This is a genomic window from Nocardioides sp. 31GB23, from assembly GCF_040012395.1.
GTDB lineage: Bacteria > Actinomycetota > Actinomycetes > Propionibacteriales > Nocardioidaceae > Nocardioides > Nocardioides salarius.
In genome coordinates, this window is sequence record NZ_JBDYKJ010000050.1 from 12,265 (window position 1) to 37,674 (window position 25,410).

Genomic DNA, 25,410 nt, shown 5'->3' on the forward strand with positions numbered 1-25,410 from the left:
CCCGGCGGCTCACGGCGCGGGCAGGGTCCGCACGACGTCGGCGACGGCGCCGGCGACCTGGCCCGCCACGATGGGGGCCCCGCGCGAGACCGTGGTCGCGGCCCCGCCGTGCAGCCACGACCCGACGCTGGCGGCGTCGAAGGGGGTCAGCCCCGCGGCGAGCAGCGCCCCGACCATCCCGCCGAGCACGTCGCCGGCGCCCGCGGTGGCCAGCCAGGGCGTGCCGGTGGTGGTGGCGCGCACCCGTCCGTCGGGGGTGCTGACCAGGGTGTGGTGGCCCTTGAGCAGCACCACGCAGCCGTAGCGGCGCGCGGCCGCGCGCACGAAGTGCAGCGGGCGGGCCTCGACGTCGGCGCGCTCCTCCCCCAGCATCCGGGCCAGCTCGCCGGCGTGCGGGGTGAGCACCGCCGCCACGTCGAGCGGCGCCTCGAGGTGCTGCAGCGCGTCGGCGTCGACGACCAGCGCCAGGTCGTGCTCGCGGGCGTCGGCGAGCGCCTCGGCAAGGGTGGCGGCCGCCCCGTCGCCGGCCCCCGAGCCGACGACCCAGGCCTGCACGCGGCCGGCGCCGACCACCTCCGGGTGCGCGGCCCGCACCCGGTCGCCGACGGCGACGTCGCCGACGTACCGGACCATGCCGGCGAAGCCGGTGGCGGCGCCGGCGACGCTGAGCAGCCCGGCGCCGGGGTAGGTCTCGGAGCCGGCGCGGACCCCGACGACGCCGCGGGTGTACTTGTGGGCGTCGTCGGCGGGGCGCGGCAGCAGCCGGGCGACGTCGGCGGCCTGCAGGCTCTCGAGGCCGGGCTCGGGCAGGTCGAGCCCGATGTCGACGAGGTGCACCACCCCGCAGGCGCCGGCCGCGGGGTCGACGAGGTGGGCCGGCTTGTGGGTGCCGAAGGTGACGGTGAGGTCGGCGCGCACGTGGGGCTCGGGGGTCTGGCCGGTGTCGACGTCGACACCGCTCGGCACGTCGACCGCGACCACCGGCACCCCCTCGAGCCGCGCCAGCGCCTGCTGCGCCGCCGGACGCAGGCCGGGCTTGCCGCCGATGCCGACGATGCCGTCGACCACGACGTCGGGCCGGGCACCGGGGCGCAGCTCCTGCGCCCCGGCGGCGGGCACGACCCGCCCACCCGCCGCCTGCAGCGCGGCCAGGCCTGCGTCGTGCACGGTCTCCGAGAGCAGCCACGCCTCCACCCCGGCCCCGCGGCGGGCCAGCAGCGCGCCGGCGTGCAGGGCGTCACCGCCGTTGTCGCCCGAGCCGACCAGCAGCAGCACCCGCCGGCCGTACGTCGAGCCCAGCCAGTCGGCGATCGCGTGCGCCAGCCCGTGCGCGGCGCGCATCATCAGCGCGCCCTCCGGCAGCCGCGCCATCAGCGCCGCCTCCGCCGCCCGGACCTGCTCCACCGTGTGCGCCTGCCTCATGTCGTCGCAGGCTAGTGCGCCGGGCTGCTCCCCGGCTCGCCCCCGGGGGTCGTGGTCCGGGTCGTGGTCCGGGTCGTGGTCCGGGTCGTGGTCCGGGTCGTGGGTCGTGGACGCGCCCTGGCGCGTCCAGGGGCACACGACCCAAGCCACGACCCAGGCCACGACCCGGATGAGCGGGTGCCCTCGAGTGCCTGTGGATGACGAGCACGCCGTACGCCGGCACCGGGCAACCTGCTGGCCATGACCGACACCGAGGACACGCTCGACGCCCTGCTCGCCGACCAGGCGGGGATGGTGGCGCGGCGCCAGCTGACCGCCCTGGGCATCGACGCCGACACCGTGCGCAACAACGTCTGGGCCCGCCGGTGGGTGGCCCGCACCCCACGGGTGGTCAGCACCGTCACCGGCACCCTCGACGACGAGCAGCGCCGCTGGCTCGCCGTGCTCCACGCCGGCCCGCGCAGCATGATCGGCGGCCTGAGCGCCGCCGCCCTCCACGGGCTGAGCGGCTGGGACCGCGACCGGGTCACGGTCTGGGTCGACGCCCCGCTGGCCTTCGAGCCGGTCGACGGCGTCGACTTCTTCCGCACCCGTCGCCCCTTCGACCTGCTGCGCCACCCTAGGAAGGGGCTGCCCGTGGCCCGGGTCGAGCCCGCCGCGCTGCTCCACTCGGCGTACGACGCCCCGATGCGGCCGGCGTGCGCGCTGCTCGCCGCGACGGTCCAGCAGCGTCTGACCACCGCGGAGCGGCTGGTGGAGTGGATCGACCAGCTGCGGCCGCTGCGCCGCGCGAAGCCGTTCAAGCGGCTGCTCAGCGAGGTCGCGGGCGGAGCGCACTCGGGCGCCGAGCTCGACGTCGCCGTCATGTGCCGGCGGGCCGGGCTGGTGCCACCGGCCCGGCAACGCTCCCGCACCGACTCCAGCGGCCGCCGGCGCTGGACCGACTGCGAGTGGGACCTGCCCGGCGGGGGCGTGCTGCTGCTGGAGATCGACGGGTCGTTCCACATGGAGGTGCGCCAGTGGGCCGAGGACAAGAAGCGCGGGCGCCGCCTGGCCTCGCCCGGACGCACCGTGGTCGGCTGCACGGCGTACGAGGTGCGCCACGAGGACGCGGAGCTGGCCGCGGACCTCCGCGCGCTCGGCGTCCCCCCCCTCCCCGCGCGGGCCGAGCCGGGTCGTGGCTCGGGTCGTGGGTCAGGTCGTGGTCCGGGTCGTGCACCCGAGGACGCGGCATAGCGCGCCCACGGGCCACGACCCGGACCACAACTCAGACCGCGACCCAGGTCAGCGGACGGCGCGGAAGACCGCCCGGCCCTTGCTCTTCTTGAACGGGTCGTCGGAGAGGTAGCGCACCAGGACCTTGGTGCGCCCCAGCGACCGGGCCTTGAACCGGGTCCGGGCGACCCCGTCGACGACGTTGACGCGGCGTACGACGTCGCCGTCGACGAGCACCTTGACCTTGCCGGTCGGGGCGAGCTCGCCGTCGGCGTCGACGGTGGCGACCAGGGAGACCTTCGAGCCCTTCGCCACCTTCGCGCTCGACAGGTCGACCTCGGTGGTGGTGCGGGCCTTGCGCACCCCGACCTCGGTGGCGGCCACGTCGCTGACGGTGCTGGTGGTGCCGTCGGTGGTGACGGTCTCCAGCTCCTCGACCGAGATGCCGGTGGACCCGCTCGCGGTGGCGACGAAGGTCAGCGTGGCCAGCGTGGTCTCCCCCGAGGTGGCCGGCGAGGTGCCGAGGTTGGTGTGCGTGACGCCCACCTCGCCCGCGCCGGTCGACTCGTAGGTGCTGCCGGTGTCGTCGGTGGCGGCGCTGTCGACGACGTAGGTCACCGTGTCGGGGTCGAAGCCGACGCTCAGGTCGTAGGCGTAGAGGTCGGCGGCCGACTGCTCGACGGTGACGGTGAACTCCTGGCCGGCGGTGACCTTGGCCGGCGCCGAGACCGTGACACTGCCGTCGCCCGGCTCCGCCGTCTCGTCGCCGCCGGTGCCCTCGACCACGTCGCCCTCCAGCGGCCCGTAGAGCTCGGGGCTGGTGCGGTGCGCGGTGGCCTGCTCGTAGGCGTAGGTCAGGCCGAGCAGGTCGCCCTCGGCGAACTCGCGGCCCAGGAACTCCAGGTTGACCCCGGCCCCGGTGACGGACAGGTCGGTGGCGACCGCCTGGCCCATCGGCACGGTCACGGCCGGCAGCCCCGTGTTGGGGCTGAGCCGCATGTTGGTGCTGTGCGTGCCGTAGGGACGGCCCGAGGGGTAGACGAGCGCGTCGAGGCCGTTGTCGTCGAGCGCGCCGGTGACCAGCTCGCGCCCTCCGGCCAGCACCGCGGTGTGCGACTCCATCCAGGCGTCGTGCTCCTCCTCGGTGACCTGCTCGCGACGGTCGTACGTCGAGGCGCGCGAGGGCACGATGTGGCCGGTGTCGATGATCGCGCGCAGCGAGCGCGCCCCCACGCTGTCGCCGAGGTGCGCGGCGATGTACTCGTCGAGGTCGTGCTTGAACTCGTTGGTCGAGCCGCTGCCCTCGCCGAGCACCGGGTCGATGCCCTCGATGGTGATCTCCTCGACCGTGGCGCCCTGCGCCTCGAGGTCGGCCACGGCCTGCGCCCAGAGCCGCTGCACGGTCACGTCGGCCGGCAGCATCGAGGCGAGGTAGCCGATCCTGGTGCCGGCGAGCGCCTCGGGGTCGAGGTAGGAGGTGTAGGACTCCGGCGCACGGTCGTCGGCCTCGGCGGTGACCGGGTCGGCCGGGTCGCTGCCCACGACGGCGTCGAGCGCGATGGCGGCGTCGGAGACCGAGCGGGTCATCGGACCACCCGTGTCCTGGCTCAGCGCGAGCGGCACGATGCCGTCGCGGCTGGCCAGCCCGATCGTGGGCCGCACGCCCACGAGCTGGTTGTAGCTCGAGGGCACCCGGATCGAGCCGCCGGTGTCGGTGCCGAAGCCGATCGCGCCCAGGTTGGCCGCGATCGCGGCGCCGGTGCCGCCGCTGGAGCCGCCGGCGGTCTTGTCGGTGGCGTAGGGGCTGGCGACGTACACCGTGTCGCCGGGCTCGGAGCCGGCGCTGAACTGCGAGGTGAAGCCGAAGGCGAACTCGTCGAGGCTGGCCTTGCCGAGGATGATCGCCCCGTCGGCGCGCAGGCCCTCGACCATCGCGGCGTCGTCGTCGGTCTGGTTGTCCTCCCAGCAGCCGCAGCCGGCGGTGGTGGGCATGTCGACGGTGTCGTAGTTGTCCTTGAGCAGCACCGGGATGCCGTCGAGCATGCTCGAGGGCCCGCCGTTGGCCGCGCGGGCGGCGTCGCTGGCGGCCGCGGCCTCGAGCGCGACGTCGCTGGTGGCGATGATCGCGGCCAGCGCCCGACCGGTCGGCGATGTGTCGACGACCGTGCGGTCGTAGGCCGCGATCCGGTCGAGGTAGGCCTGGGTGAGCTGCACCGAGGTGACGACGCCGGCGTTCATCGCCTTCTGCATCTCCACCGCGCTGGCCTCGACGAGGGCGAAGTCGCCGTCGTCGTGCAGCACCCGCTGCGACAGCGCGGCCAGGTCGGCCACGGTGATGACGAGGTCGCCGTCGAGGTCGGCGGCGGCCACGTCGGCCCAGCCGGCGTCGGCGCCGGTGGCGCCCATCGCGTCGACGAGCAGGTCGAGGTCGGCGACGGTGACCTGGCGGTCGCCGGTCAGGTCGGCGGCGGTGAAGTACGGGGCGAGGTAGGAGGCGGTGCCACCGTCGGGGGCGGGAGCCGCCGACGAGGTGAGGGTGGCGGTGGGGCCGACCGCGAGTGCGGCGATCCCCATCGAGCCTGCGGCGAGCATCGACGCACGGCGGGTCTTGGGCTTGTTCACGCTGGTCCTCTCGAACGGGCCGGTTGGCAGGTGAACCCTCGCGCCCTCGTGTTACGCGATGAGACAGTTCTTCACCGCCCCGGTGTCCGCCGTGTTAAACCCCGCTGGACCCGGCGAGACCTGGCTCACACGAGCCGTTGATCAGCTCTCGAGGACCACCACGGCCGAGGCGATCCCGGCGTCGTGGGACAGCGAGAGGTGCAGGTGCGCCACCCCCAGCTCGTCGGCCCGGGCGCGCACGCTGCCGCGGATCTCGAGCAGCGGTCGGCCCGACGACTCGTTGACCACCTCGCAGTCGTGCCAGGCCATCCCGACGGGCGCGCCGAGGGCCTTGGCCAGGGCCTCCTTGGCGGCGAAGCGGGCGGCCAGCGAGGCCAGCGGACGCTCGGCCTCGGCGGGGGTGAAGAGCCGCTCGCGCAGCGCCGGGGTGCGCTCCAGCGACTCGGCGAACCGCTCGATGTCGCAGACGTCGATGCCGACGCCGATCACGGGCACGACGCGCTCACTCGACCGTGACGGACTTGGCGAGGTTGCGCGGCTGGTCGACGTCGTGGCCCATCAGGGTGGCCAGCTCGCAGGCGAAGAGCTGCAGCGGCACGACCGCCACCAGCGGCTGCAGCAGCACCGGCACCCGCGGCAGGCTGATCAGCACGTCGGCGTACGACGCGATCGAGGGGTCGCCCTCCTCGGCCAGGCAGATCGTGCGGGCGCCCCGGGCGCGGACCTCCTGGATGCCGCTGAGCATCTTGCCGTGCAGCTGGTCACGGCCGCGGGGCGGCACCACGCACAGCACCGGCAGGTCCTGCTCGATCAGCGCGATCGGGCCGTGCTTGAGCTCGCCGGCGGCGAACCCCTCGGCGTGGATGTAGGCCAGCTCCTTGAGCTTGAGCGCTCCCTCGAGCGCGACCGGGAACCCGGCGTGGCGGCCCAGGAAGAGCACCGAGCGGGTGCCGACGTGGTCGGCGGCCAGCGCGTAGACGTCGTCGGCGCGCGAGAGCACGGTCTCGATGTGGCCGGGCATCTCCTCGAGCTGGCTCATCACCTCGGCGATCTCGTCGCCGTAGCGGGTGCCCTTGACCTGCGCGAGGTAGAGCGCGAGCAGGTAGCAGGCCACCAGCTGGGTCAGGAAGCCCTTGGTGGAGGCGACCCCGATCTCGGGGCCGGCGTGGGTGTAGATGACGGCGTCGGACTCGCGCGGGATCGTCGAGCCGTTGGTGTTGCAGATCGCCAGCACCTTCGAGCGCTGGGTGCGCGCGTGCCGGATCGCCTGCAGGGTGTCGGCGGTCTCGCCGGACTGGCTGATCGCGACCACCAGCGTGGAGTAGTCGAGGATCGGGTCGCGGTAGCGGAACTCGCTGGACAGCTCGACCTCGACGGGGATGCGGCACCAGTGCTCGATGGCGTACTTGGCGACCATGCCGGCGTAGAAGGAGGTGCCGGCCGCGATGATGATGATCTTGTCGACGTCGCGCAGCTCCTGGTCCGACAGGCGCATCTCGTCGAGGTGCAGCGCCCCCTCCCGCGTACGCCGCCCCAGCAGCGAGTCGGCGACGGCGCGCGGCTGCTCGTGGATCTCCTTGCGCATGAACCAGTCGTGGCCGTCCTTCTCGGCCGCGGAGAGGTCCCAGTCGACGTGGTAGGGCCGGCCCTCGGCGGGGGTGCCGTCGAAGCCGGAGACGCTGACGCCCTCGGGGGTCAGCGTGACGACCTGGTCCTGGTCGAGCTCGAGCGCCTCGCGGGTGTGCTCGATGAAGGCGGCGACGTCGGAGCCGAGGAAGTTCTCGCCCTCGCCGAGGCCGACCACCAGCGGGCTGTTGCGGCGCGCGGCCACCACCAGGCCGGGGGTCTCGCCGTCGACGGCCACGAGGGTGAAGGCGCCCTCGAGCCGGCTGCACACCCGCTGCATGGCGGTGGTCAGGTCGACCCCCGAGACCACCTGCAGCTCCAGCAGGTGCGCGACGACCTCGGTGTCGGTCTCGGAGACCAGCTGGTGGCCGTCGTCCTCGAGGCGCGCGCGCAGGTCGTCGAAGTTCTCGATGATGCCGTTGTGCACGATCGCCACCCGCCCGGTCGAGCCGGGGTGCGGGTGGGCGTTGACGTCGTTGGGCGCGCCGTGGGTGGCCCAGCGGGTGTGCCCGATGCCGGTCGTCGAGGGCGGCAGCGGGTCGGCGTCGACGACCTTCTCGAGGTTGGCCAGCTTGCCCGCCTTCTTGCGGGTCACCAGGGTGCCGCCGTCGACCAGGGCGATGCCGGCCGAGTCGTAGCCGCGGTACTCCAGGCGCCGCAGCCCCTCGATGACGACCAGCTCGGCGGGGCGCTGCCCGACGTACCCCACGATCCCGCACATGGCCGGTGAGTCTATCGAGGCGCGGACCGACCGACGCGCACGGCGCGGCGGCTGCAACAATCGCCGTCATGTCCTCGCCTGGCCGGGGCCACCTCAACGGCGGCCACGACGACAACGGCCGCGAGACCTCCCCCTACATCGAGCTCGACCGCTCGGCGTGGGCGGCGCTGGCCGACACCGCGACGGCCGACCCGCTCTCCGAGGAGGAGGTCCACGAGCTCAGCGGCCTGGGCGACGAGCTCGACCTCGACGAGGTGCGCGAGGTCTACCTGCCGCTCTCGCGGCTGCTGAGCCTGTACGTCGAGTCGGCCGGCGAGCTGCACCGCAGCCAGGTGGACTTCCTGCACCGCCGCACCCCGCCGCGCACCCCGTTCGTGATCGGGCTGGCCGGCTCGGTGGCGGTCGGCAAGTCGACCACGGCGCGGGTGCTGCAGCAGATGCTGGCGCACTGGCCCGAGCACCCCAACGTCGCGCTGGTGACCACCGACGGCTTCCTCTACCCCAACGCCGAGCTCGAGCGCCGCGGCATCCTGCAGCGCAAGGGCTTCCCCGAGTCCTACGACCGGCGCGCGCTGCTGCGCTTCGTGGTCGACATCAAGTCGGGCAAGGACGAGGTCGAGGCGCCGACGTACTCGCACCTGGTCTACGACGTGGTGCCCGACGAGAAGGTCGTCATCAAGCGCCCCGACATCGTGATCATCGAGGGCCTCAACGTGCTGCAGCCGCCCCGCATCCGCGAGGACGGCACCGCCGGGCTGGTGCTCAGCGACTTCTTCGACTTCAGCGTCTACGTCGACGCGGGGCGCGACAAGATCCGCCAGTGGTACGTCGACCGGTTCCTGCGACTGCGCGAGACGGCCTTCCGCGACCCGGGCTCCTACTTCGCCAAGTACGGCGCGCTGAGCCACGACGAGGCGGTCGCGGAGGCGGAGCGGATCTGGGACACCATCAACGGGCCCAACCTGGTGCAGAACGTGCTGCCGACCCGCTCGCGCGCCACGCTGGTGCTGCGCAAGGACATCGACCACTCGGTGCGCTACGTGCGGCTGCGCAAGCTCTGAGCCCTCAGCGGCCGGTCGGTCGCAGGCTCGCCAGCAGCCGCTCGGCGTCCGCGTCGTCGAGCGCGTCGGGCACGCCCAGGTCGCGCACCAGCACCACGCTCGAGGTCCAGCCACCGGTCTCGAGGCTGACCACGCTGGCCCGCACCCGGGCCGCCTCGCAGGCGCTGGGCTCGGCGATCCGCAGGCCGACGTCGGTGCGCACGGCGCCCGACCCGTCGTCGAGCTGGACCTCGCGGGTGCGCAGCGCGCCGGCCTCGTGGGTGGTGGCGGTGCGGTCGTCGTGGGCCAGCGCGTCGCGCCACTGCCGGGCCAGCACCCGGCTGGTGCGCCGTGCCGGCAGCCGCGAGGGCCGCCCGAAGCCGGCGAAGGCCCGGTTCGAGGCGCCCTGCCCCGCCGCGCAGGCGCCGTCGCGGAAGACGGCCGCGCCGTCGAGGCCGGCGCGGATGCGGCCCTCGGCGTCGGTGTAGAAGATCGAGGTGCCACGCGGGCGCAGCGTCCAGCCGTCGCCGACCTCGAAGACGGCCGCGTCGTGCTCACCGCCGGTGACGACCTGCGCCCCGCCGGCCGCCCGGTCCGCGCGCGAGAGGGCCCGGTCGCCGAGCCGGCCGGCCCAGCCGGCCGCGACCACCCCGCTGGTCACCAGCACCAGCGCGGTCGTCACCGCCGCGAGCACCAGCAGCGACGCCGGCGGGCGGTCGGTGCGGGTGGGCATGGCTGACGACTACCCGGGGCGGCCCGGTCGCACACCCGGCGCGCGGCGGCTGTGGAGAGGCGCTCGGCTCAGACGTCGCTGGAGCGGGCCCGCCACCAGCCCACGAGCGCCAGCGCGGCGACGTACGCCAGGAGCACCAGGGCGCCGGCCCAGCGCGACAGCAGGTCGCCGCCGCCGAAGCCGCTGAAGAGGCTGGCGCCGACCAGGGCGTCGGCCGCGGCGCCCGGCAGGTACGCCGCCACCCCCGCGACCGGCTCGAAGGCGCCCAGCGCGACCCGGGCGACCGGCTCGACGAACTGGGTGAAGGCCAGCACCACCACGATCGCCGCGACCTGGTTGGTCAGCACCGCCCCGAAGGCGGCGCCGAGCACGGCCCACAGCGCGGTGACCACGACGCCGAGCAGCAAGGTCTGCCAGACCCGGCCGCTGTCGAGGTAGGCGCCGTCGCCCTGCCAGGCCAGCACGGGCGCGGCGGTGGCGACCAGGCCGAGGGTGCCGACCACGCCGAGGAGCAGCCCGACGGGCACGGTGCCGAGCAGCTTGGCCACCAGCACCACGCCGCGACGCGGCTCGGCGAGGTAGGTCTGCTCGATGGTGCGGTGCCGGTGCTCGGTGGTCACGGCCAGGGTGCCGACGACCAGCGGGAAGACGTAGCCGATCGCGTTGATCACGCCGTACGTCGACAGCGCCGCGTCGATGCCGCCCAGCTGGGGCGAGCCCTCGCCGGGCGGGGTGACGGTGGCGCTGAGGGCCAGCACCCCGCCGATGAACGCGAGGTAGGCGGCCATCGCGAGGGCCAGGATCCACCACATGCGGGTGCTGACGAGCTTGCGGTGCTCGGCGACCAGGGCGGCACGCATCCGGCTCATGCCACGACCTCCTGCTGCTGGTCCTGCTGGTCCTGGCGCTGGTCCTGGTGCTGGGCGGTCTCGACCAGGTGGAAGAAGACGTCCTCGAGGTCGGTGCCCTGCGAGGCGAGCTGGTGCAGCTCGAGGCCCGCGGCGTAGGCGGCGGCGCCGACCCGGGCGGCGTCGACCCCCTCGACCAGCACCCCCGTGGCTCCGCGCGGGGCGGGCGAGGTGGCCCAGCCCTGCTCGGCGACCAGGGCGGTGAGCCGGTCGGGAGCGGGCGACTCGACGTAGGTGCGGGGCTCGGCCAGCTCGGCGAGGCCCGCCAACGAGGAGGCGTGCACCAGGCGGCCCTGCGCGATCACGACGACGTCGTCGACGGTGTGCTGCACCTCGCCGAGCACGTGGCTGGAGACCAGGACGGTGCGGCCCTCGCCGGCCAGGTGGCGCAGCATCCCGCGCAGCCACTTGATGCCCTCGGGGTCCAGGCCGTTGGCGGGCTCGTCGAGCACCAGCACGGGCGGGTCGGCCAGCAGGGCGGTGGCCAGGCCGAGGCGCTGGCGCATGCCGAGCGAGAAGCCGCCGACGCGGCGCTCGGCGCTCTGGTCGAGCCCGACCATCGCCAGCACCTCGCGGCAGCGGGCCCGGGTGGCGCCGACCTGGGGCGCCCACGCCTCGAGGTGGCCGCGGGCGGTGCGGCCGGGGTGGAAGCCCGGCTCGAGCGCGGCGCCCACGACGGCGGCCGGCACGGGCAGCTCGGCGTAGGGCCGGTCCCCCACCAGCGCCCGGCCGGTGGTGGGCCGGGTCAGGCCCAGCAGCATCCGCAGCGTGGTGGTCTTGCCCGAGCCGTTGGGGCCCAGGAACCCGGTCACCCGGCCCGGCGCGACGGTGAAGGAGAGGTCCTGCACCGCCTGCACCGCACCGAACCTCTTGCCCAGTCCCTCCAGGACCAGCGGTGGCGCGTCGATCATGGGCCCACCTTTCCAGACGGGGTCCCTAGGTGCCCGCGGGGGTGTCGGCGGCGGCTCAGGCCAGCGAGAGCCGCTCGCGCACCACGGTGGCGAGGCGGTCGGCGGCGTCCTGCGCGAGCTCGAGGGAGGGCGCCTCGACCATCACCCGCACCAGTGACTCGGTGCCCGAGGCGCGCAGCAGCACCCGTCCGGAGCCGGCCATCGCGGCCTCCTCCTCGGCGACGGCGGCGGCGAGCACCTCGTCGTCGGTGCGGTGCTTGTCGACGTCGGCCACGTTGACCAGCACCTGCGGCAGGCGGGTCATCACGCCGGCCAGGTCGGCCAGCGAGCGGCCGGTGGCGGCCATCCGGGCGGCGACGTGCAGCGTCGAGAGGAGCCCGTCGCCGGTGGTGGCGTGCCGGCTCATGATCACGTGGCCCGACTGCTCGCCGCCGAGCACGAAGCCCTGGGCGCGCATCTGCTCGAGCACGTAGCGGTCGCCGACCTTGGTGGTGGCCACGGTGATGCCGGCCGCCTCCATCGCCTGCACGAACCCCAGGTTGCTCATCACGGTCGCCACGACCGTGTCGTCGACCAGCGAGCCGGCCTCGCGACCGGCCAGCGCCAGGATCGCCAGCACCTGGTCGCCGTCGACCACGTCGCCGGCCGCGTCGACGGCCAGCATCCGGTCGGCGTCGCCGTCGAGGGCGAAGCCGGCGTCGGCGCCGTGCTCGAGCACCGCCTTGCGCAGCGGCTCGAGGTGCGTGGAGCCGCAGCCGTCGTTGATGTTGAGCCCGTCGGGGCTGGCGTGGATCGCGACCACGGTGGCGCCGGCGGCCTCGAGCGCACGCGGCCCGGCGTCGTACGCCGCACCCTCGGCGCAGTCGAGCACCAGCCGCAGCCCGGCCAGCGGGCGCGCCCCGTCGCCGGCCGGCAGCGTGGAGACCAGGTGGTCGGCGTAGCGCTGCGCGGCCTCGGGGTGCTGGCGCACCCGCCCCACCGCGGCGCCGGTGGGCAGCGGCTCGTCGGCGTGCAGGCGCGCCTCGATCTGCTCCTCGAGCGCGTCGTCGAGCTTGAGCCCGCCGCGGGCGAAGAACTTGATGCCGTTGTCGGGCATCGGGTTGTGCGAGGCGGAGATCATCACGCCCAGGTCGGCGCCCAGCGCATCGGTCAGGTGCGCGACCCCGGGGGTCGGCAGCACGCCGACGAGGTCGACGTCGACCCCGGCGGAGGCCAGCCCGGCCACGACCGCGGCCTCGAGGAACTCCCCGGAGATGCGGGTGTCGCGACCCACGACGGCCCGGGGCCGGTGGCCCTCGAACTCGCCGGCGTCGCCCAGCACGCGCGCCGCGGCAACGGAAAGGTCCAGGGCCAGGCCAGCGGTGAGGACACCGTTGGCCCGACCCCGGACCCCGTCCGTGCCGAAGAGGCGTGTCACAGAAGTGCTCACGCGCCCTCGTTGATCAGCGCTTGCTGAACTGCGGCGCCTTGCGCGCCTTCTTCAGACCGGCCTTCTTGCGCTCGATGACGCGGGCGTCACGAGTCAGCAGACCGTCCTTCTTCAGCGTCGCGCGGTTGGCGTCGACGTCGATGGCGTTGAGCGCACGGGCCACGCCCAGGCGCAGCGCGCCGGCCTGGCCGGTGATGCCGCCGCCGTGGATGCGGGCGATGACGTCGAAGCGGCCCTCGAGCTGCAGCGCGGCGAAGGGCTCGTTGACGACCTGCTGGTGCAGCTTGTTGGGGAAGTAGGAGTCCAGGGTGCGACCGTTGACGGTCCACACGCCGGTGCCCGGGACGATGCGCACGCGGGCCACGGCCTCCTTGCGACGGCCGGTGGCCGCGCCGGGGGCGATGGTCGCGGGACGCTCGGCGACAGCCTCGGCGCTCGGGGCGCTCTCGGAGCTGTAGGCGACGCCCTGCTCGTCGGGGGTGAAGGTCTCCTCGACCTCGGTCACGTTCTCGGTGGTCTCAGCCACGATGTTCCTCACTCAGTCTTTCTCGACGACGACGATTACTGGGAGATCTGGCTGATCTCGAACGGAGCGGCCTGCTGGGCCTGGTGCGGGTGCGTGGGACCCGAGTACACCTTGAGCTTCTTCAGGATCTGGCGGCCCAGCTTGTTCTTGGGGAGCATGCCCCACACGGCCATCTCGATCGCACGGCGAGCGTCCTTCTCGAGGACCTCACCGATCGGCGTCGCGGACAGACCACCGGGGAAGCCGGAGTGGCGGTAGGCCATCTTCTTGGTCGCCTTGTCGCCCGAGAGCGACACCTTCTCGGCGTTGATGATGATGACGAAGTCACCACCGTCGACGTGCGGGGCGAAGGTCGGCTTGTGCTTGCCACGGATGAGCGTGGCGGCCTGGACGGCCAGGCGGCCCAGGCGGATGTCGGTGGCGTCGATGACGTGCCACTCGCGCTGGATGTCCCCAGGCTTCGGGCTGAAGGTACGCACGGCTGATCTACTCTCTTCGTTCGTTGGTCCCCGGTCGAGCGTCTCGACGGGGTGGTGGAGCACGGCCTCTGACGAACACGGCCCGGTTCGCACCGACCAGCCCCGGACCACGGATGGTCTGGGTGGGGCTCGGCTCACGTCCGGATCAGCACCTCGACGAGGAGTCGGGGCGCGGCAGGGGTCGCGACCGGCAAGACTACGGCTGCGCGCGGCGTACGACCAAATGCGGGCCCGCCCGGTCCGCGGACGCCGGGTTAACGCTCGCCGAGGACGCGGGCTAGAGTCGCGAAGCGTGACCGAATCTCTGACAGTCCGTGACAACCGCACCGGACAGGAGTACGACGTCCCGATCACCGACGGCTCCATCAAGGCCGCCGACATCGGGAAGATCAAGGCCGACGAGGAGACTCCCGGCCTGGCCGTGTACGACCCCGGCTTCGTCAACACCGCCTCCTGCCGCAGTGCCGTGACCTACATCGATGGCGAGAAGGGCATCCTCGAGTACCGCGGGTACCCGATCGAGCAGCTCGCCGAGAAGTCGAACTTCCTGGAGGTCTCCTACCTCCTGATCCACGGCGACCTGCCGACCAAGGCCGAGTACGAGGCGTGGGTGCACGAGATCACCTACCACACCTTCGTGCACGAGAACGTCAAGACGTTCATGCAGGGCTTCCGCTACGACGCGCACCCGATGGGGATGCTGATGGCGTCGACGGGGGCCCTGTCGACGTTCTACCCCGACGCGCGCAACATCTCCGACCCCGAGAACCGGCACATGCAGATCGTGCGGATGATCGCGAAGATGCCGACGCTGGGTGCCTGGTCCTTCCGCCACGCCCAGGGCAAGCCCTACATCTACCCCGACAACGACCTCTCCTACACCGCGAACTTCCTCTCGATGCTCTTCAAGATGAGCGAGTCGAAGTACGAGGCCGACGAGCGCCTGGTCAAGGCCCTCGACATCCTGTTCATCCTGCACGCCGACCACGAGCAGAACTGCTCGACCAACGCGGTGCGCTCGGTGGGCTCCTCGCAGGTCGACCCCTACTCCGCGGTCTCGGCCGGCATCGGCGCGCTCTACGGCCCGCTGCACGGCGGCGCCAACGAGGCGGTGCTGCGGATGCTGCGGCGCATCGGCTCGAAGGAGAACATCCCCGCCTTCATCGAGGGCGTCAAGAACGGCAACGAGAAGCTGATGGGCTTCGGCCACCGGGTCTACAAGAACCACGACCCGCGCGCCACGATCATCAAGAAGGCCTGCGACGACGTCTTCGAGGTCACCGGGGTCAACCCGCTCCTCGAGATCGCCAAGGAGCTGGAGAAGATCGCCCTCGAGGACGAGTACTTCATCTCCCGCAAGCTCTACCCCAACGTCGACTTCTACTCCGGCCTGATCTACGAGGCCTTCCAGTTCCCGCCCGAGATGTTCACGGTGCTCTTCGCCATCGGGCGCACCCCGGGCTGGCTCGCGCAGTGGCTCGAGCTGACCCAGGACAAGGAGCAGAAGATCGCCCGCCCCAAGCAGATCTACACCGGTGAGCGTCGTCTCGACTTCACCCCGGCCTCGGAGCGGTGGGCCTGAGCCCCACGCACGGTCCTGACACGACCCCGGTCCCCCGCGTGGGGGCCGGGGTCGTGTGGGACCTGGGCAACGTCCTCGTCGACTGGGACGCCTCCCGCGCGATCGCCGCAGGGGTCGGCGAGGCGGAGGCGGCGCGCTTCCTGGCCGCCGACGACTTCGACTTCCGCGCCTACAACCACGGCCCCGACTCCGGGCTCGACTGGGACGCCGCCGAGGCCGAGGTGGCGCGCAGCCACCCGCACTGGCTCGCGCACTGCCGGGCCTACCGGGCGCACTTCCCCGCCTCGCTGGTCGGCGAGGTGCCCGGCACCGCCGACCTGGTGCGCGCCCTGCACGCCGCCGGCGTGCCGCAGTGGGGGCTGACCAACTGGTCGCACGAGCTCTACCCGCACGCCCCACGGATGTTCGAGGTGCTCGCGCTGCTCGACGACGTCGTCGTCTCCGGCACCGAGGGCCTGGCCAAGCCCGACCCGCGCGTCTACGAGCTGCTGGTCGCACGCACCGGCCGCCCGCTCGCCGACCTGGTCTTCGTCGACGACCGCCCCGACAACGTCGAGGCCGCCTGCACCCTGGGGATGGCCGGCCTGGTCTTCACCGGCGCCGACGCCCTGCGCGCCGACCTGCGGGGCCTGGGCCTGCCCGTCTGAGGCCGCGGCGCGCCGTCAGGAGCCGTCCAGCACCACCGTGCCGCGCGCCCGGCGGCCCCGGGAGGGCACCACCGTGACCCGCAGCCGGTCGGCCCGGCCCGCGCGCACCAGCCGCGCCCCCCGCTTCGTCAGCCGTACGTCGCTCGCGCGGGCCCGGTCGGGGTCCAGGCGGACGCGGCCCCGCGCCACCCGGCCCTTCGTGCCACGCGCGGTGACCGTGACCTTCGCCGAGCCCGGCAGCGAGCTGAGCACCCGCAGCTCGAGGCTGCGCCCCGTGCGGGTCGCGGCGCGCGGCAGCGCCAGGGTGGCCGAGCCGGGCAGCACCGTGATCGTGGCGCTCGCGGAGTTGTTGGTGAAGTCGACGTCGGTCGAGGTCGAGGTGACGGTGGCGGTGTTGACGAGCTCGGCCGGGTCGTCGGTGCCGGGGGTCTCGACCTCGGTGCGGTCGTGCAGGCAGACCAGGTCGAGCAGCGCCTCCTGCGGCGTGCCGGTGGGGTTGAGCAGCCGGAAGGCGCGGGTCTTGAGCCGCGGGTCGTGGCCCAGGCCCACGAGGTCGTCGGGCAGGTCGAAGGTGGCCACCACTCCCTTGGCGTCGTCGGGGCAGATCACCTGCTCCTCGACCACCGTCCCGGCCGGCACCACGACGCGGCGCTCGACGTGGGTGGTGCGCAGCTGGTGGGTGTGGCCCTGCACGGCGGTCGTGGCGGTGCGCAGGCAGCGCACCGACGCGGTCAGCGTGGTCGCCTCCTGCACCAGCACGTCGAGGCGCCAGCCCGTCGCGGTGGGCTCGGAGGCCACCAGCCGGGCCGCGCCGCCGGAGAGGTCGTGACCGGGGGCCACGGGCATCGTCGCCTCGGGGCAGGTCAGGCTGGTGCTGTGCCGTCCCGGCGCCAGGGCCCGGGTCTCGGTGACCAGCGCGGTGTCGGCGACCAGGTCGTGGGCGTGGCCGTCGCCGTGCCCGGTCTGCCGGTCGGCGGGCTCGGTGCTGCCGGGCAGGCAGACCCCGAAGGCCTTGGCCTGGGCGCGGCCGGCGGCGTCGTTGCGCAGCACGGCCTTCCAGGTCTCGACGCCGGTGCTCTGCGCCGACAGCACGTGCACGTCGGCGAGCGTGCCCGTGCCCTGGTCGACGTGGTCGACGCGGACCGCGCCGTCGGAGACGGTGCCGCCGGGGCAGCTCAGCGTCACCGAGCGGGTCTGCCCGGCCTCGAGGTCGACGTGCACCTCGGTCTTGGTGGGCGTGAGGTGGTGGTGGGCCTGCGGGTGCGGGGTGCGGCCCGCCCCGGCGACGGGGGCGACGAGCACGTCGAGCTGCACGCTGTGCACGGCGCCGGCCGCGAGGTCGCCGACCTGGCAGGTCACCACGTCCGCGACCGCCGAGCACCCGGGGCTCGCGGACTCCAGGCCCACCCCCGCCGGCAGCTGGTCGCGGACCACGACCCCGGTCGCGGTCGCGCTGCCGAGGTTGCGGGCGGTGAGCGTGTACGACGCCCGCTCGCCGCCGTGCACCGACGTCGCCGACGCGCTCTTGGTCACCGTCACGTCCGTGGTCCCGCCGTTCGGCGGCGTGGTCGGCGGGGTGGTCGGTGGGGTGCTCGTCGGCGGGGTGCTGGTCGGGGGCGTGCTCGTCGGGGGCGTGCTCGTGGGCGGGGCGCTGGTGGGCGGGGCGCTGGTCGGCGGGGTCAGCGGCGGCAGGCACAGCGAGGAGGAGAAGAGCCGCTGGTGGGTCTCGTAGCCCGAGCTGAACCGGGCGGCCAGGACCTGGCCGATGGTGTGGCCCGCGCGCTCGACGACGACGTGGGCGCTGGGGGCCAGGATGCTGCCGCCCCAGGCGCTGCCGACGTCGATGGTCACCGACGTGGCCCCGGCGAGGCTCCAGAGCACCCCGGGGCGGGTGGCCATCGTCGAGTCGTTCGCCTGCTGCCAGCCACCGCCCTCGCGCACCCAGACCTGGCCCTTCACGCGGACCTCGGCCCCGTCGACGACGACCAGCAGCGTCGAGCCGGCCGGCACGTCGTACCCGATGTTGCGCCCGGAGGCGAGCTGCGCCGCGGTGGGGCGCACGACGTTGAGGACGGGGTCGGTGCCGCGCAGCACGAGGCTGGGCTGGGCGCTGATCTCGGTGTTCTCGAGGACCGTGCCGGTGCTCGGCGTCGCGGCGATCCGCGCGGCCAGGGCACGCAGTCCGGTGAAGGCGGTGGTGATGTCGAGCGGGTTCGCGTCGAGGTAGGAGCCGCCGCCGTTGAAGTTGACGCCGCTGCGCGGCACCACCCACGCGCTGCCGCGCTGCAGGTTGAACCACTGCCCGTGCGAGCCGCCCACGACCAGCGTGGGCGCCGACGCGGCCGAGGTGAGCCGGGTGCCGACGGTCATCCCGTTGGCGCCCAGGTCGCCGCCGTAGGCGATCGCGCCCTCCGACTCCGAGCCGCGCACGCCGTGCGTCTCGACGAACTCGGTGTACGGCGTCGCGTCGCCCAGCGGGTGGGTCAGGGTCTCGCAGCCCTCCGCGGCGCCCGTGCCGGTGCCGGCCGCGGAGCCCGACAGGCCCGGCACGACCAGCACCCCCGCGACGGCCACGGCAGCGGCGGCCAGGCACGCACCGGCCGTCCTGGTGCTGCGGCGTACGCGCTGGTGGTGCTGCTGCTGGTGCTGCATGGTCGGTCCCCGCCCCTCCGGGGCGCCGCGCGGCACCCCGGGCCGACGCTAGGGGGCGGTCGGGGGCGCTGGGACGGCTGTGGAGGAGTCGTTACCGCTGCGTCGACGAACCGGGCACCGCCCGAGGACCTGGGTCCCCCGGCGGCGCCCGGTGCGACGTACGGATCGCAGGCCCGGGGGCTCAGACCCCGCGGTCGCGGTCGGCCCAGTAGGGCGCCCGCAGCTCGCGCTTGAGGATCTTGCCGGTGGGGTTGCGCGGCAGCATCTCGAGCACGTCGACGCTCTTGGGGCACTTGAAGTGCGCCAGGTGGTCGCGGCAGTAGTCGATGATCTCCTGCTCGGTGGCCGAGGCGCCCTCCTTGAGGGCGACGACGGCCTTGACCGACTCGCCCCAGGTGTCGTCGGGGATGCCGATGACCGCGACCTCCATCACCGCCGGGTGCTCGGCCAGGACCCGCTCGACCTCGGGGCTGTAGATGTTCTCGCCGCCGCTGATGATCATGTCCTTGAGCCGGTCCTCGACGAAGACGTAGCCCTCGGCGTCGACCTTGCCCATGTCTCCGGTGCGGAACCAGCCGTCGTCGGTGATCACCTCGGCGGTGGCCTCGGGGCGGTTGAGGTAGCCCTTGAAGAGCTGGGGGGTGCGCAGCCAGATCTCGCCGTGCTCACCGGTGGGCAGGTCCTCGAGGGTGGCCGGGTCGACGATGCGCACCTCGACCTCGGGCACCGCGCGCCCGGCCGAGACCAGCCGCTCGGGGTGGCCGTCGGCGATCGCGGTGCGGTGCTCCTCGGGCATCAGGTGGGTGGCCACGCCCGAGACCTCGGTCAGGCCGTAGACCTGCATGAAGTCGGTGTCGGGCCAGGCCTCCATCGCCGCGCGCAGCAGCGGCGGCGGCATCGGCGCGGCGCCGTAGGTGTAGGTCTTCAGCGCCCCGAAGAGCTTGATCGCGTCGGGGCCCGACTGCAGCACCTGCGCCAGCACCGCCGGCACCAGGAAGGTGCGGTTGGCGCCGGCGAGGATCGCCCCGGCCAGCGAGGCGCCGTCGGGGTCGCGGGTCATGATGCTGGGGATGCCGTCGTGCAGGCCGAAGAGCACGTACGACGACCCGCCGACGTGGAAGAGCGGCATCGCGACCATCGACTTGTCGCCGGGCTCGAAGCCCCAGCCGTCGTGGGAGTTGATGGTGTGGGCGATCATGTTGGCGTGGGTCAGCATCACGCCCTTGGGGTGCCCGGTGGTGCCTGAGGAGTACATGACCAGGCAGGTGTCGTCGGGCTCGACGTCGCTGGAGCGACCGGTCGGGGTGGCCGCGGCCAGCCGGGTCTCGTAGTCGTCGGGGCCGCTCTCGCCGCCGCCGTCGGGGGTGACCTCGATGACGTGCTCGACGTGGGTGAGCCGGTCGCGGATCTGCTCGACCTGGCCCTTGAGCTCGGAGCCGACCAGCAGCACCGTGGCCCCGGAGTCGTTGACGGCGTAGTCGATCTCCTCGCCGGCGAGGCGGAAGTTGATGATCGCGTTGGCGGCTCCCAGCGCCCCCGCGGCCAGGCTCAGCTCGACGCAGGCCGGGTGGTTCTTGTCGAGGAAGGCCACCACGTCTCCCCGGCCGACCCCGAGCTCGGCCAGCATGCCGGTGCAGCGGCGTACCCGCTCGTCCCACTGGGCCCAGGTCCACGACCGGCCCAGGTAGGTCATCGCCTCCTCGTCGGGCTTGGTGGCCGCCCAGTGGGCCAGGCGGTCGTCGACGAAGCGCGGCGTCGGGCCGGGCGCGGGGCCCGGCGTCGTGGGGGTGGTGTCGGTCGGGGTGGCAGTCATGGGCAGAGTGTGACCGAGGGCACAGCCACTCTCAACAGGGCGTCTCAAGAGGTGTGCTCACCCCGACTTCCTGCCCCACTTCCTGCCCCACTTCTTGCCCGGCGTCCAGCGGGGTCTCAGGTGGCTCACAGCGTCGGTGGGCACCATGGGGACATGACTTCGACGCCCCGAGACCCCCGCGACGAGCAGCCGGGCCCCGAGACGGGCCCCGAGACGAGCCCGTACGACGAGACCCGGTCCTACGACCTGGGCCCGCAGCCGGCCTGGACGCCGGGCGACGAGACCGCCGCCCAGGCGCCGGTGCCGCCGGCGCCGGCCCCGGCAGCCCCGGCAGCCCCGGCGGCACCGCCCGCGCGCGGTCGCAAGGGCTTCGCGGCGGCCGTGGTGGCCGCCTCGCTGGTGGTCGGCGGCGCGGCGGGCGTCGGCGGCGCCGCGGCGTGGAGCGCCCTCGACGACGACCCCGCCTCGTCGAGCAGCAGCCCCGCGGTGACCACCTCGCAGGTCGTCGACACCCCCGAGGGCGACCTCGAGCCCGGCTCGGTGCAGGACGTGGCGGCCACGGTGCTGCCCTCGGTGGTGCGCATCGACGTGCGCGGCGGCCAGTCGAGCGGCTCGGGCTCGGGCATCGTGCTCTCCTCCGACGGCCAGATCCTCACCAACGAGCACGTGATCGCGGCGGCCGGCGACGGCGCCGAGATCAGCGTCTCCTTCGACGACGGCTCGCGGGCCAGCGCCACGGTGCTGGGCTCCGACCCGCTCACCGACACCGCGGTCATCGAGGCCGAGGGCGTCGAGGGGCTGACCCCGGCCACGATCGGCAAGTCCGGGGACCTCCAGGTCGGCCAGTCGGTCGTCGCGATCGGCTCGCCCTTCGGTCTCGACGCCACCGTCACCAGCGGCATCGTCAGCGCGCTCGACCGCCCGGTCGGCGTGGCCGCCGACGAGCAGGGCAACGCCACGGTCTACCCCGCGATCCAGACCGACGCCGCGATCAACCCCGGCAACAGCGGCGGGCCGCTGGTCGACACCTTCGGCAACGTGGTGGGCATCAACTCCTCGATCCGCACCGCCGGCTCGTCCTCGCCGTTCGGCGAGTCCGCCAGCGGCGGGTCGATCGGCCTGGGCTTCGCGATCCCGATCGACGAGGTGCTGCCGATCGTGGAGCAGATGGCCGCCGGCGAGGAGCCCACCCACGCCCGGCTCGGCATCTCGGTGACCGACGTCGAGGTCGGCACCCAGGACGGCTCCGCGGTGGTGCCGGAGGACCCCTCCGGCGCGGCGGTGATCGACGGCGCGCTGGTGCGCGAGGTCGGCGACGGCTCCACCGCCGGCCAGGCAGGCCTGGAGGAGGGCGACGTGATCATCCGCGTCGACGACACCATGATCACCAGCTCCGACTCCCTGGTCGCCACGATCCGCTCCTACCGCCCCGGCGACACCGTCACGGTGACCTACCTGCGCGACGGCGAGGAGCGGAGCGTCGACCTCGAGCTCGACACCGACGCCACGTCCTGACCCGGCCCAGATCTCGCGCCGACCCGGCCCGAACTTCGCCTCGACCCGGCCCGTACTTCCCGAGGGGAGGTACGGGCCGGGTCACGCGCGCCGCTCGAACCCGCCGTACCGCCCGATCGGCCGGTAGCCCAGCAGGTCGTTGACCGCGACCATGTGGTCGTTGGTCTCCGCGTTCCAGGTGCGCACCATCCGCAGGTCGCCCACGTGCTCGTGCAGCAGCAGGTGGGCGGCGGCCTTGAGCGCCAGCCCGAGCCGGTGTCCGCGGTGCGCCGGGTCGACGACGGTGCCCCACTGGTAGGCCAGGCCCGGCTCGTGGCCGGTGGTGACGATCTCGGTGTAGCCGACCACCCGACCGTCCGGGTCGAGCGCGACCGCGGCGTGGCGGGTGCGGTCCTGGCGGGCCAGCAGCTCCTCCTCCTCGCGCACCAGCGCGGGGTCGGCGACCTCCGCCTCCAGGCTCAGCGAGCCCATCGGCGCCTCGGTGCTCAGGCTCGCGGTGACCGTGGCCCAGCCCGCGAGCAGGTCGTCGGGCACCCGGCCCACGAAGGACCTCACCTCGTACGCCGCGTGGTGCGGCGCCGCGCGGGCCGCCAGGGCCCGCAGGTGGCCGGGGTCGGGCGGCGGGTCGAGCACCCGCAGCACCTCGACGAGGCCCAGGGTGAAGCCGTGGCCGCGCAGCAGCCCGGGCCCCGGCTCCCCCGCCCCGTCGGCCGGCGCCGTCATCGGCCAGCTGGCCTCGGCGATCCACAGCCGGCGCCCGCGGGCCAGGGCCTGCTCGGTGAGGTGGCCCAGCATCCGGGTGCCGTGCCCGCGGCGGCGCTGCGCCGCCAGCACGTCGACCGAGACCTGGGCCTGGTCGAGGTTGTCGAGCAGCGGGGTGAGCAGGTGGCCGGTGGCCACCGGCTCGCCGTCGACGCGGCCCAGGAAGATCCCGGCCCAGGAGCGCCGCCCGGGCCGCTGCAGCTGGGCGCGCATCTCCTCGCGGGTCCAGGCGGTGACCGCCGCCGGCTCGCGACCGTGGCGCTGGGAGGCCAGGTGGACCGCGTGCCAGGTGTCGAAGGCCTCGTCGTCGAACGGGTCGACGGTCTCGATGCGCAGCCCACCGCGGTCCGTGCTCATCGGGCGCGGACCACCCGGCCCTCGTCCCACACCGGGCCCGGCGCCTCGTAGACCTCGCCGTCGGCGCCGTAGACCAGGAACCGGTCGAAGCCGCGGGCGAACCAGCGGTCGTGGGTGACCGCGAGCACGGTGCCCTCGAAGGCCTCCAGTCCCTCCTCGAGCGCTTCGGCCGACTGCACGTCGAGGTTGTCGGTGGGCTCGTCGAGCAGCAGCAGCGTGGCGCCCGACAGCTCGAGCAGCAGGATCTGGAAGCGGGCCTGCTGCCCGCCCGAGAGCGAGTCGAAGGTCTGCTCGCCGGCGTGCGCCAGCTCGTAGCGGTCGAGGACCCGCGCGGCCTGCTCGCGGCCCAGGCCGCGGCGTCCGTCGGGGTGGCCGTCGCCGCGGTGCAGGATGTCGAGCAGGGGGCGCCCGACCAGCTCGGGGTGCTCGTGGGTCTGCACGAACCAGCCGGGGCGCACCCGGGCCCCGAGCTTGGCCTTGCCGGTGTGCGGCACCGGCTTCACGGGGACCTCCGAGACCGGGCGGTGCTCGACGTCGGGGTCGGTGCCGCCGGCGGCCAGCAGCCGCAGGAAGTGCGACTTGCCGGAGCCGTTCGAGCCGAGCACGGCCACCCGCTCGCCGTACCAGACCTCGAGGTCGAAGGGCTTCATCAGCCCGGTCAGCTCGAGCTGTTCGCAGACCACCGCGCGCTTGCCCGTGCGTCCGCCCTTGAGGCGCATCGCGACCTGCTGCTCGCGGGGCTGCTCGGTCGGCGGGCCGACCTCCTCGAACTTGCGCAGCCGGGTCTGGGCGGCGCGGTACTGGCTGGACATGCCGTCGTTGTACTCGGCCTTGATCTTCAGCCGCAGCACCAGCGCCTTGAGCTTGGCGTGCTCCTCGTCCCAGCGCTTGCGCAGCTCCTCGAAGCGGGCGAACCGGTCGGTGCGCGCCTGGTGGTAGGAGGCGAACCCGCCGGGGTGGGTCCACACGCTGTTGCCGACGCCGTGGCCGCTGCCCAGCTCGACGGTGACCACGCGGGTCGCGGTGTTGTCGAGCAGCTCGCGGTCGTGGCTGATCATCAGCACCGTCTTGTCGGACTCGCGGATGCGGCCCTCGAGCCAGATCTTGCCGGGCACGTCGAGGTAGTTGTCGGGCTCGTCGAGCAGCAGCACCTGGTCGGGGCCGCGCAGCAGGAACTCCAGCACCAGCCGCTTCTGCTCGCCGCCGCTCAGCGTGCTCAGCTCGCGGTACTTGGCGCGGTCGAAGGACAGCCCGAGCGCCGTGGTGGCGCACACGTCCCAGGTGACCTCGACGTCGTAGCCGCCGGCGTCGGCGTACTCGGCCAGCGCCTCGGCGTAGCGCATCTGGGTGGCCTCGTCGTCGGTCTCCATCAGCGCGAGCTCGAGCCGTTCGACCTGCGCGGCGGCCTCGCGGACCCGCGGCGGGGCCACGCTGAGCAGCAGGTCGGCGACGGTGGCGCCCTCGCGCAGCCCGGCCTTGACGTCCTGGCGCATCACGCCCAGGCCCCCCGAGCGGGTCACCACCCCGGCGTGCGGGACCAGCTCGCCGGTGACGATGCGCAGCAGCGTCGTCTTGCCCGCGCCGTTGGCGCCGACCAGCGCGACCTTGGCGCCCTCACCGACGCGGAACGACACGTCGTCGAGCAGCACCCGACCGTCGGGGAGCTCGTACCTGACACCGGCGACATCCACATGACCCACGAGCGACCATTGTCCGGGTTCTGGGTGCTCAGGTCACGTCGTTAACCCTGGGTCGTGGTCCGGGTCGTGGTCCGGGTCGTGGTCCGGGTCGTGGTCCGGGTCGTGGTCCGGGTCGTGGTCCGGGTCGTGTGCCTGAGGACGCGCCAGGGCGCGGCGAGAGGCCACGACCCAGGCCACGACCCAGGCCACGACTCAGGCCACGACTCAGGGGTGCGTCAGGCGGAGGGCAGGTCGGGCACCCACTCGACGCGACCACGGTCGGTCAGCGCCCAGGTGCCGGGGCGCGGCGCGAGCAGCAGGCCGTCGTCGGCGAGCTCCTTGCGCGCCGTGCGGGCCGCGGTGCGCCAGCGCAGCTCACCGGTGGGTCCGCTCTCGAGGTCGCCGGGGCGCAGCACGTCGCCCAGGCGCTGCTCGAGGTCGCTCAGCAGGTCGTCGGACTCCGCCTGTCCCCCGGCCTCCTGCAGCAGCTTGACGATCCAGGGCTTGAAGTCGACCGCGGGGGTACGCCGCCGCGGGCGCGCCGGAGCCGCGGGCGCGCTGGAGCCGAAGGCCCCACCGGAGCTCGCGGGCGTCGTACGCCGCCGGGTGACGGGCGAGGCCTTCGGCGGCGCCTTCTTGGCGGGCGGGGGCGGCTCCACGGGCTTGGGCATCCCGTGCACGCAGGTCGAGAGCGGGAGGTCGCACAGGTCGCAGTAGTCGGTGGCGCTCACCACCCGACCGTACCCACGCACCCCTCCCCCTGTGCAGCCC

The 25,410-nt window shown here is 73.9% G+C and carries 20 protein-coding genes; 5 read left to right on the forward strand and 15 right to left on the reverse strand.

What is annotated here, in order from left to right:
* Positions 1-9 precede the first annotated feature (9 nt).
* Positions 10-1,422: an NAD(P)H-hydrate dehydratase gene (locus tag ABKW28_RS15700; RefSeq protein ID WP_348611369.1), complete on the reverse strand. Its 1,413-nt coding sequence runs from the start codon at positions 1,420-1,422 to the stop codon at positions 10-12.
* A 240-nt stretch (positions 1,423-1,662) separates the two neighbouring features.
* On the opposite strand from ABKW28_RS15700, the gene ABKW28_RS15705 reads away from it, so the two are divergent.
* Positions 1,663-2,658 (forward strand): hypothetical protein, encoded by a 996-nt coding sequence (locus ABKW28_RS15705; protein WP_348611372.1) that lies wholly within the window; start codon positions 1,663-1,665, stop codon positions 2,656-2,658.
* Between the two features lie 48 nt (positions 2,659-2,706).
* On the opposite strand, the gene ABKW28_RS15710 is transcribed toward ABKW28_RS15705, so the two are convergent.
* The 3 genes from ABKW28_RS15710 to glmS all read right to left on the reverse strand — a co-directional run bounded on the left by ABKW28_RS15710 (position 2,707) and on the right by glmS (position 7,606).
* Positions 2,707-5,259 (reverse strand): amidase family protein, encoded by a 2,553-nt coding sequence (locus ABKW28_RS15710; protein WP_348611374.1) that lies wholly within the window; start codon positions 5,257-5,259, stop codon positions 2,707-2,709.
* A 141-nt stretch (positions 5,260-5,400) separates the two neighbouring features.
* Positions 5,401-5,754 (reverse strand): holo-ACP synthase, encoded by a 354-nt coding sequence (locus tag ABKW28_RS15715; RefSeq protein WP_193670074.1) that lies wholly within the window; start codon positions 5,752-5,754, stop codon positions 5,401-5,403.
* Positions 5,755-5,761: 7 nt separating this feature from the next.
* The gene (gene glmS / locus ABKW28_RS15720) at positions 5,762-7,606 is read right to left on the reverse strand and encodes a glutamine--fructose-6-phosphate transaminase (isomerizing) (protein ID WP_193670075.1); all 1,845 of its coding nucleotides are present in this window, start codon (positions 7,604-7,606) and stop codon (positions 5,762-5,764) included.
* A gap of 68 nt (positions 7,607-7,674) precedes the next feature.
* On the opposite strand from glmS, the gene coaA reads away from it, so the two are divergent.
* Positions 7,675-8,667 carry a type I pantothenate kinase gene (coaA, locus tag ABKW28_RS15725; RefSeq protein WP_348611377.1) on the forward strand — a complete coding sequence of 331 codons (993 nt, stop codon included), beginning with the start codon at positions 7,675-7,677 and terminating at the stop codon, positions 8,665-8,667.
* Positions 8,668-8,671: 4 nt separating this feature from the next.
* Here the strand turns inward: coaA and ABKW28_RS15730 are convergent, their stop codons facing one another.
* The 6 genes from ABKW28_RS15730 to rplM form a co-directional block, all read right to left on the reverse strand.
* The gene (locus ABKW28_RS15730) at positions 8,672-9,379 is read right to left on the reverse strand and encodes a hypothetical protein (protein WP_348611379.1); all 708 of its coding nucleotides are present in this window, start codon (positions 9,377-9,379) and stop codon (positions 8,672-8,674) included.
* Positions 9,380-9,447: 68 nt separating this feature from the next.
* On the reverse strand, positions 9,448-10,248 hold the full coding sequence (locus ABKW28_RS15735) for an ABC transporter permease (protein WP_348611382.1): 801 nt from the start codon (positions 10,246-10,248) through the stop codon (positions 9,448-9,450).
* Positions 10,245-11,198 carry an ATP-binding cassette domain-containing protein gene (locus tag ABKW28_RS15740; protein ID WP_348611385.1) on the reverse strand — a complete coding sequence of 318 codons (954 nt, stop codon included), beginning with the start codon at positions 11,196-11,198 and terminating at the stop codon, positions 10,245-10,247. Before ABKW28_RS15740 ends, ABKW28_RS15735 begins: the two co-directional genes overlap by 4 nt.
* A gap of 55 nt (positions 11,199-11,253) precedes the next feature.
* Positions 11,254-12,615, reverse strand: a complete 1,362-nt coding sequence (glmM, locus tag ABKW28_RS15745; RefSeq protein ID WP_348611404.1) for a phosphoglucosamine mutase — start codon at positions 12,613-12,615, stop codon at positions 11,254-11,256.
* 25 nt (positions 12,616-12,640) lie between these two features.
* Entirely contained in the window at positions 12,641-13,153 is a 513-nt protein-coding gene (rpsI, locus tag ABKW28_RS15750) for a 30S ribosomal protein S9 (protein WP_193670078.1), read from the reverse strand.
* A gap of 35 nt (positions 13,154-13,188) precedes the next feature.
* Positions 13,189-13,632 (reverse strand): 50S ribosomal protein L13, encoded by a 444-nt coding sequence (rplM, locus tag ABKW28_RS15755; protein WP_193670079.1) that lies wholly within the window; start codon positions 13,630-13,632, stop codon positions 13,189-13,191.
* 292 nt (positions 13,633-13,924) lie between these two features.
* Here rplM and ABKW28_RS15760 point away from each other — a divergent pair, with 292 nt between their 5' ends.
* Both ABKW28_RS15760 and ABKW28_RS15765 read left to right on the forward strand, forming a co-directional pair.
* On the forward strand, positions 13,925-15,214 hold the full coding sequence (locus ABKW28_RS15760; RefSeq protein ID WP_307822845.1) for a citrate synthase: 1,290 nt from the start codon (positions 13,925-13,927) through the stop codon (positions 15,212-15,214).
* Between the two features lie 38 nt (positions 15,215-15,252).
* A complete protein-coding gene (locus tag ABKW28_RS15765; protein ID WP_348611387.1) occupies positions 15,253-15,861 on the forward strand; it encodes an HAD-IA family hydrolase in 609 nt (202 codons plus the stop codon).
* Positions 15,862-15,876: 15 nt separating this feature from the next.
* Here ABKW28_RS15765 and ABKW28_RS15770 read toward each other — a convergent pair whose 3' ends face one another.
* Both ABKW28_RS15770 and ABKW28_RS15775 read right to left on the reverse strand, forming a co-directional pair.
* The gene (locus ABKW28_RS15770; RefSeq protein ID WP_348611390.1) at positions 15,877-18,513 is read right to left on the reverse strand and encodes a choice-of-anchor A family protein; all 2,637 of its coding nucleotides are present in this window, start codon (positions 18,511-18,513) and stop codon (positions 15,877-15,879) included.
* A gap of 181 nt (positions 18,514-18,694) precedes the next feature.
* Positions 18,695-20,326, reverse strand: coding sequence for a long-chain-fatty-acid--CoA ligase (locus ABKW28_RS15775; protein ID WP_348611392.1), 1,632 nt, complete (start codon positions 20,324-20,326; stop codon positions 18,695-18,697).
* Positions 20,327-20,479: 153 nt separating this feature from the next.
* Between ABKW28_RS15775 and ABKW28_RS15780 the strand changes: the two genes are divergently transcribed.
* On the forward strand, positions 20,480-21,841 hold the full coding sequence (locus ABKW28_RS15780; RefSeq protein ID WP_348611395.1) for a trypsin-like peptidase domain-containing protein: 1,362 nt from the start codon (positions 20,480-20,482) through the stop codon (positions 21,839-21,841).
* A gap of 81 nt (positions 21,842-21,922) precedes the next feature.
* Here the strand turns inward: ABKW28_RS15780 and ABKW28_RS15785 are convergent, their stop codons facing one another.
* The 3 genes from ABKW28_RS15785 to ABKW28_RS15795 all read right to left on the reverse strand — a co-directional run bounded on the left by ABKW28_RS15785 (position 21,923) and on the right by ABKW28_RS15795 (position 25,370).
* Positions 21,923-22,960 (reverse strand): GNAT family N-acetyltransferase, encoded by a 1,038-nt coding sequence (locus ABKW28_RS15785; protein WP_348611398.1) that lies wholly within the window; start codon positions 22,958-22,960, stop codon positions 21,923-21,925.
* The gene (locus tag ABKW28_RS15790; protein ID WP_348611401.1) at positions 22,957-24,660 is read right to left on the reverse strand and encodes an ATP-binding cassette domain-containing protein; all 1,704 of its coding nucleotides are present in this window, start codon (positions 24,658-24,660) and stop codon (positions 22,957-22,959) included. Before ABKW28_RS15790 ends, ABKW28_RS15785 begins: the two co-directional genes overlap by 4 nt.
* Positions 24,661-24,875: 215 nt before the next feature.
* Positions 24,876-25,370, reverse strand: coding sequence for a hypothetical protein (locus ABKW28_RS15795; RefSeq protein WP_193670087.1), 495 nt, complete (start codon positions 25,368-25,370; stop codon positions 24,876-24,878).
* Positions 25,371-25,410 lie beyond the last annotated feature (40 nt).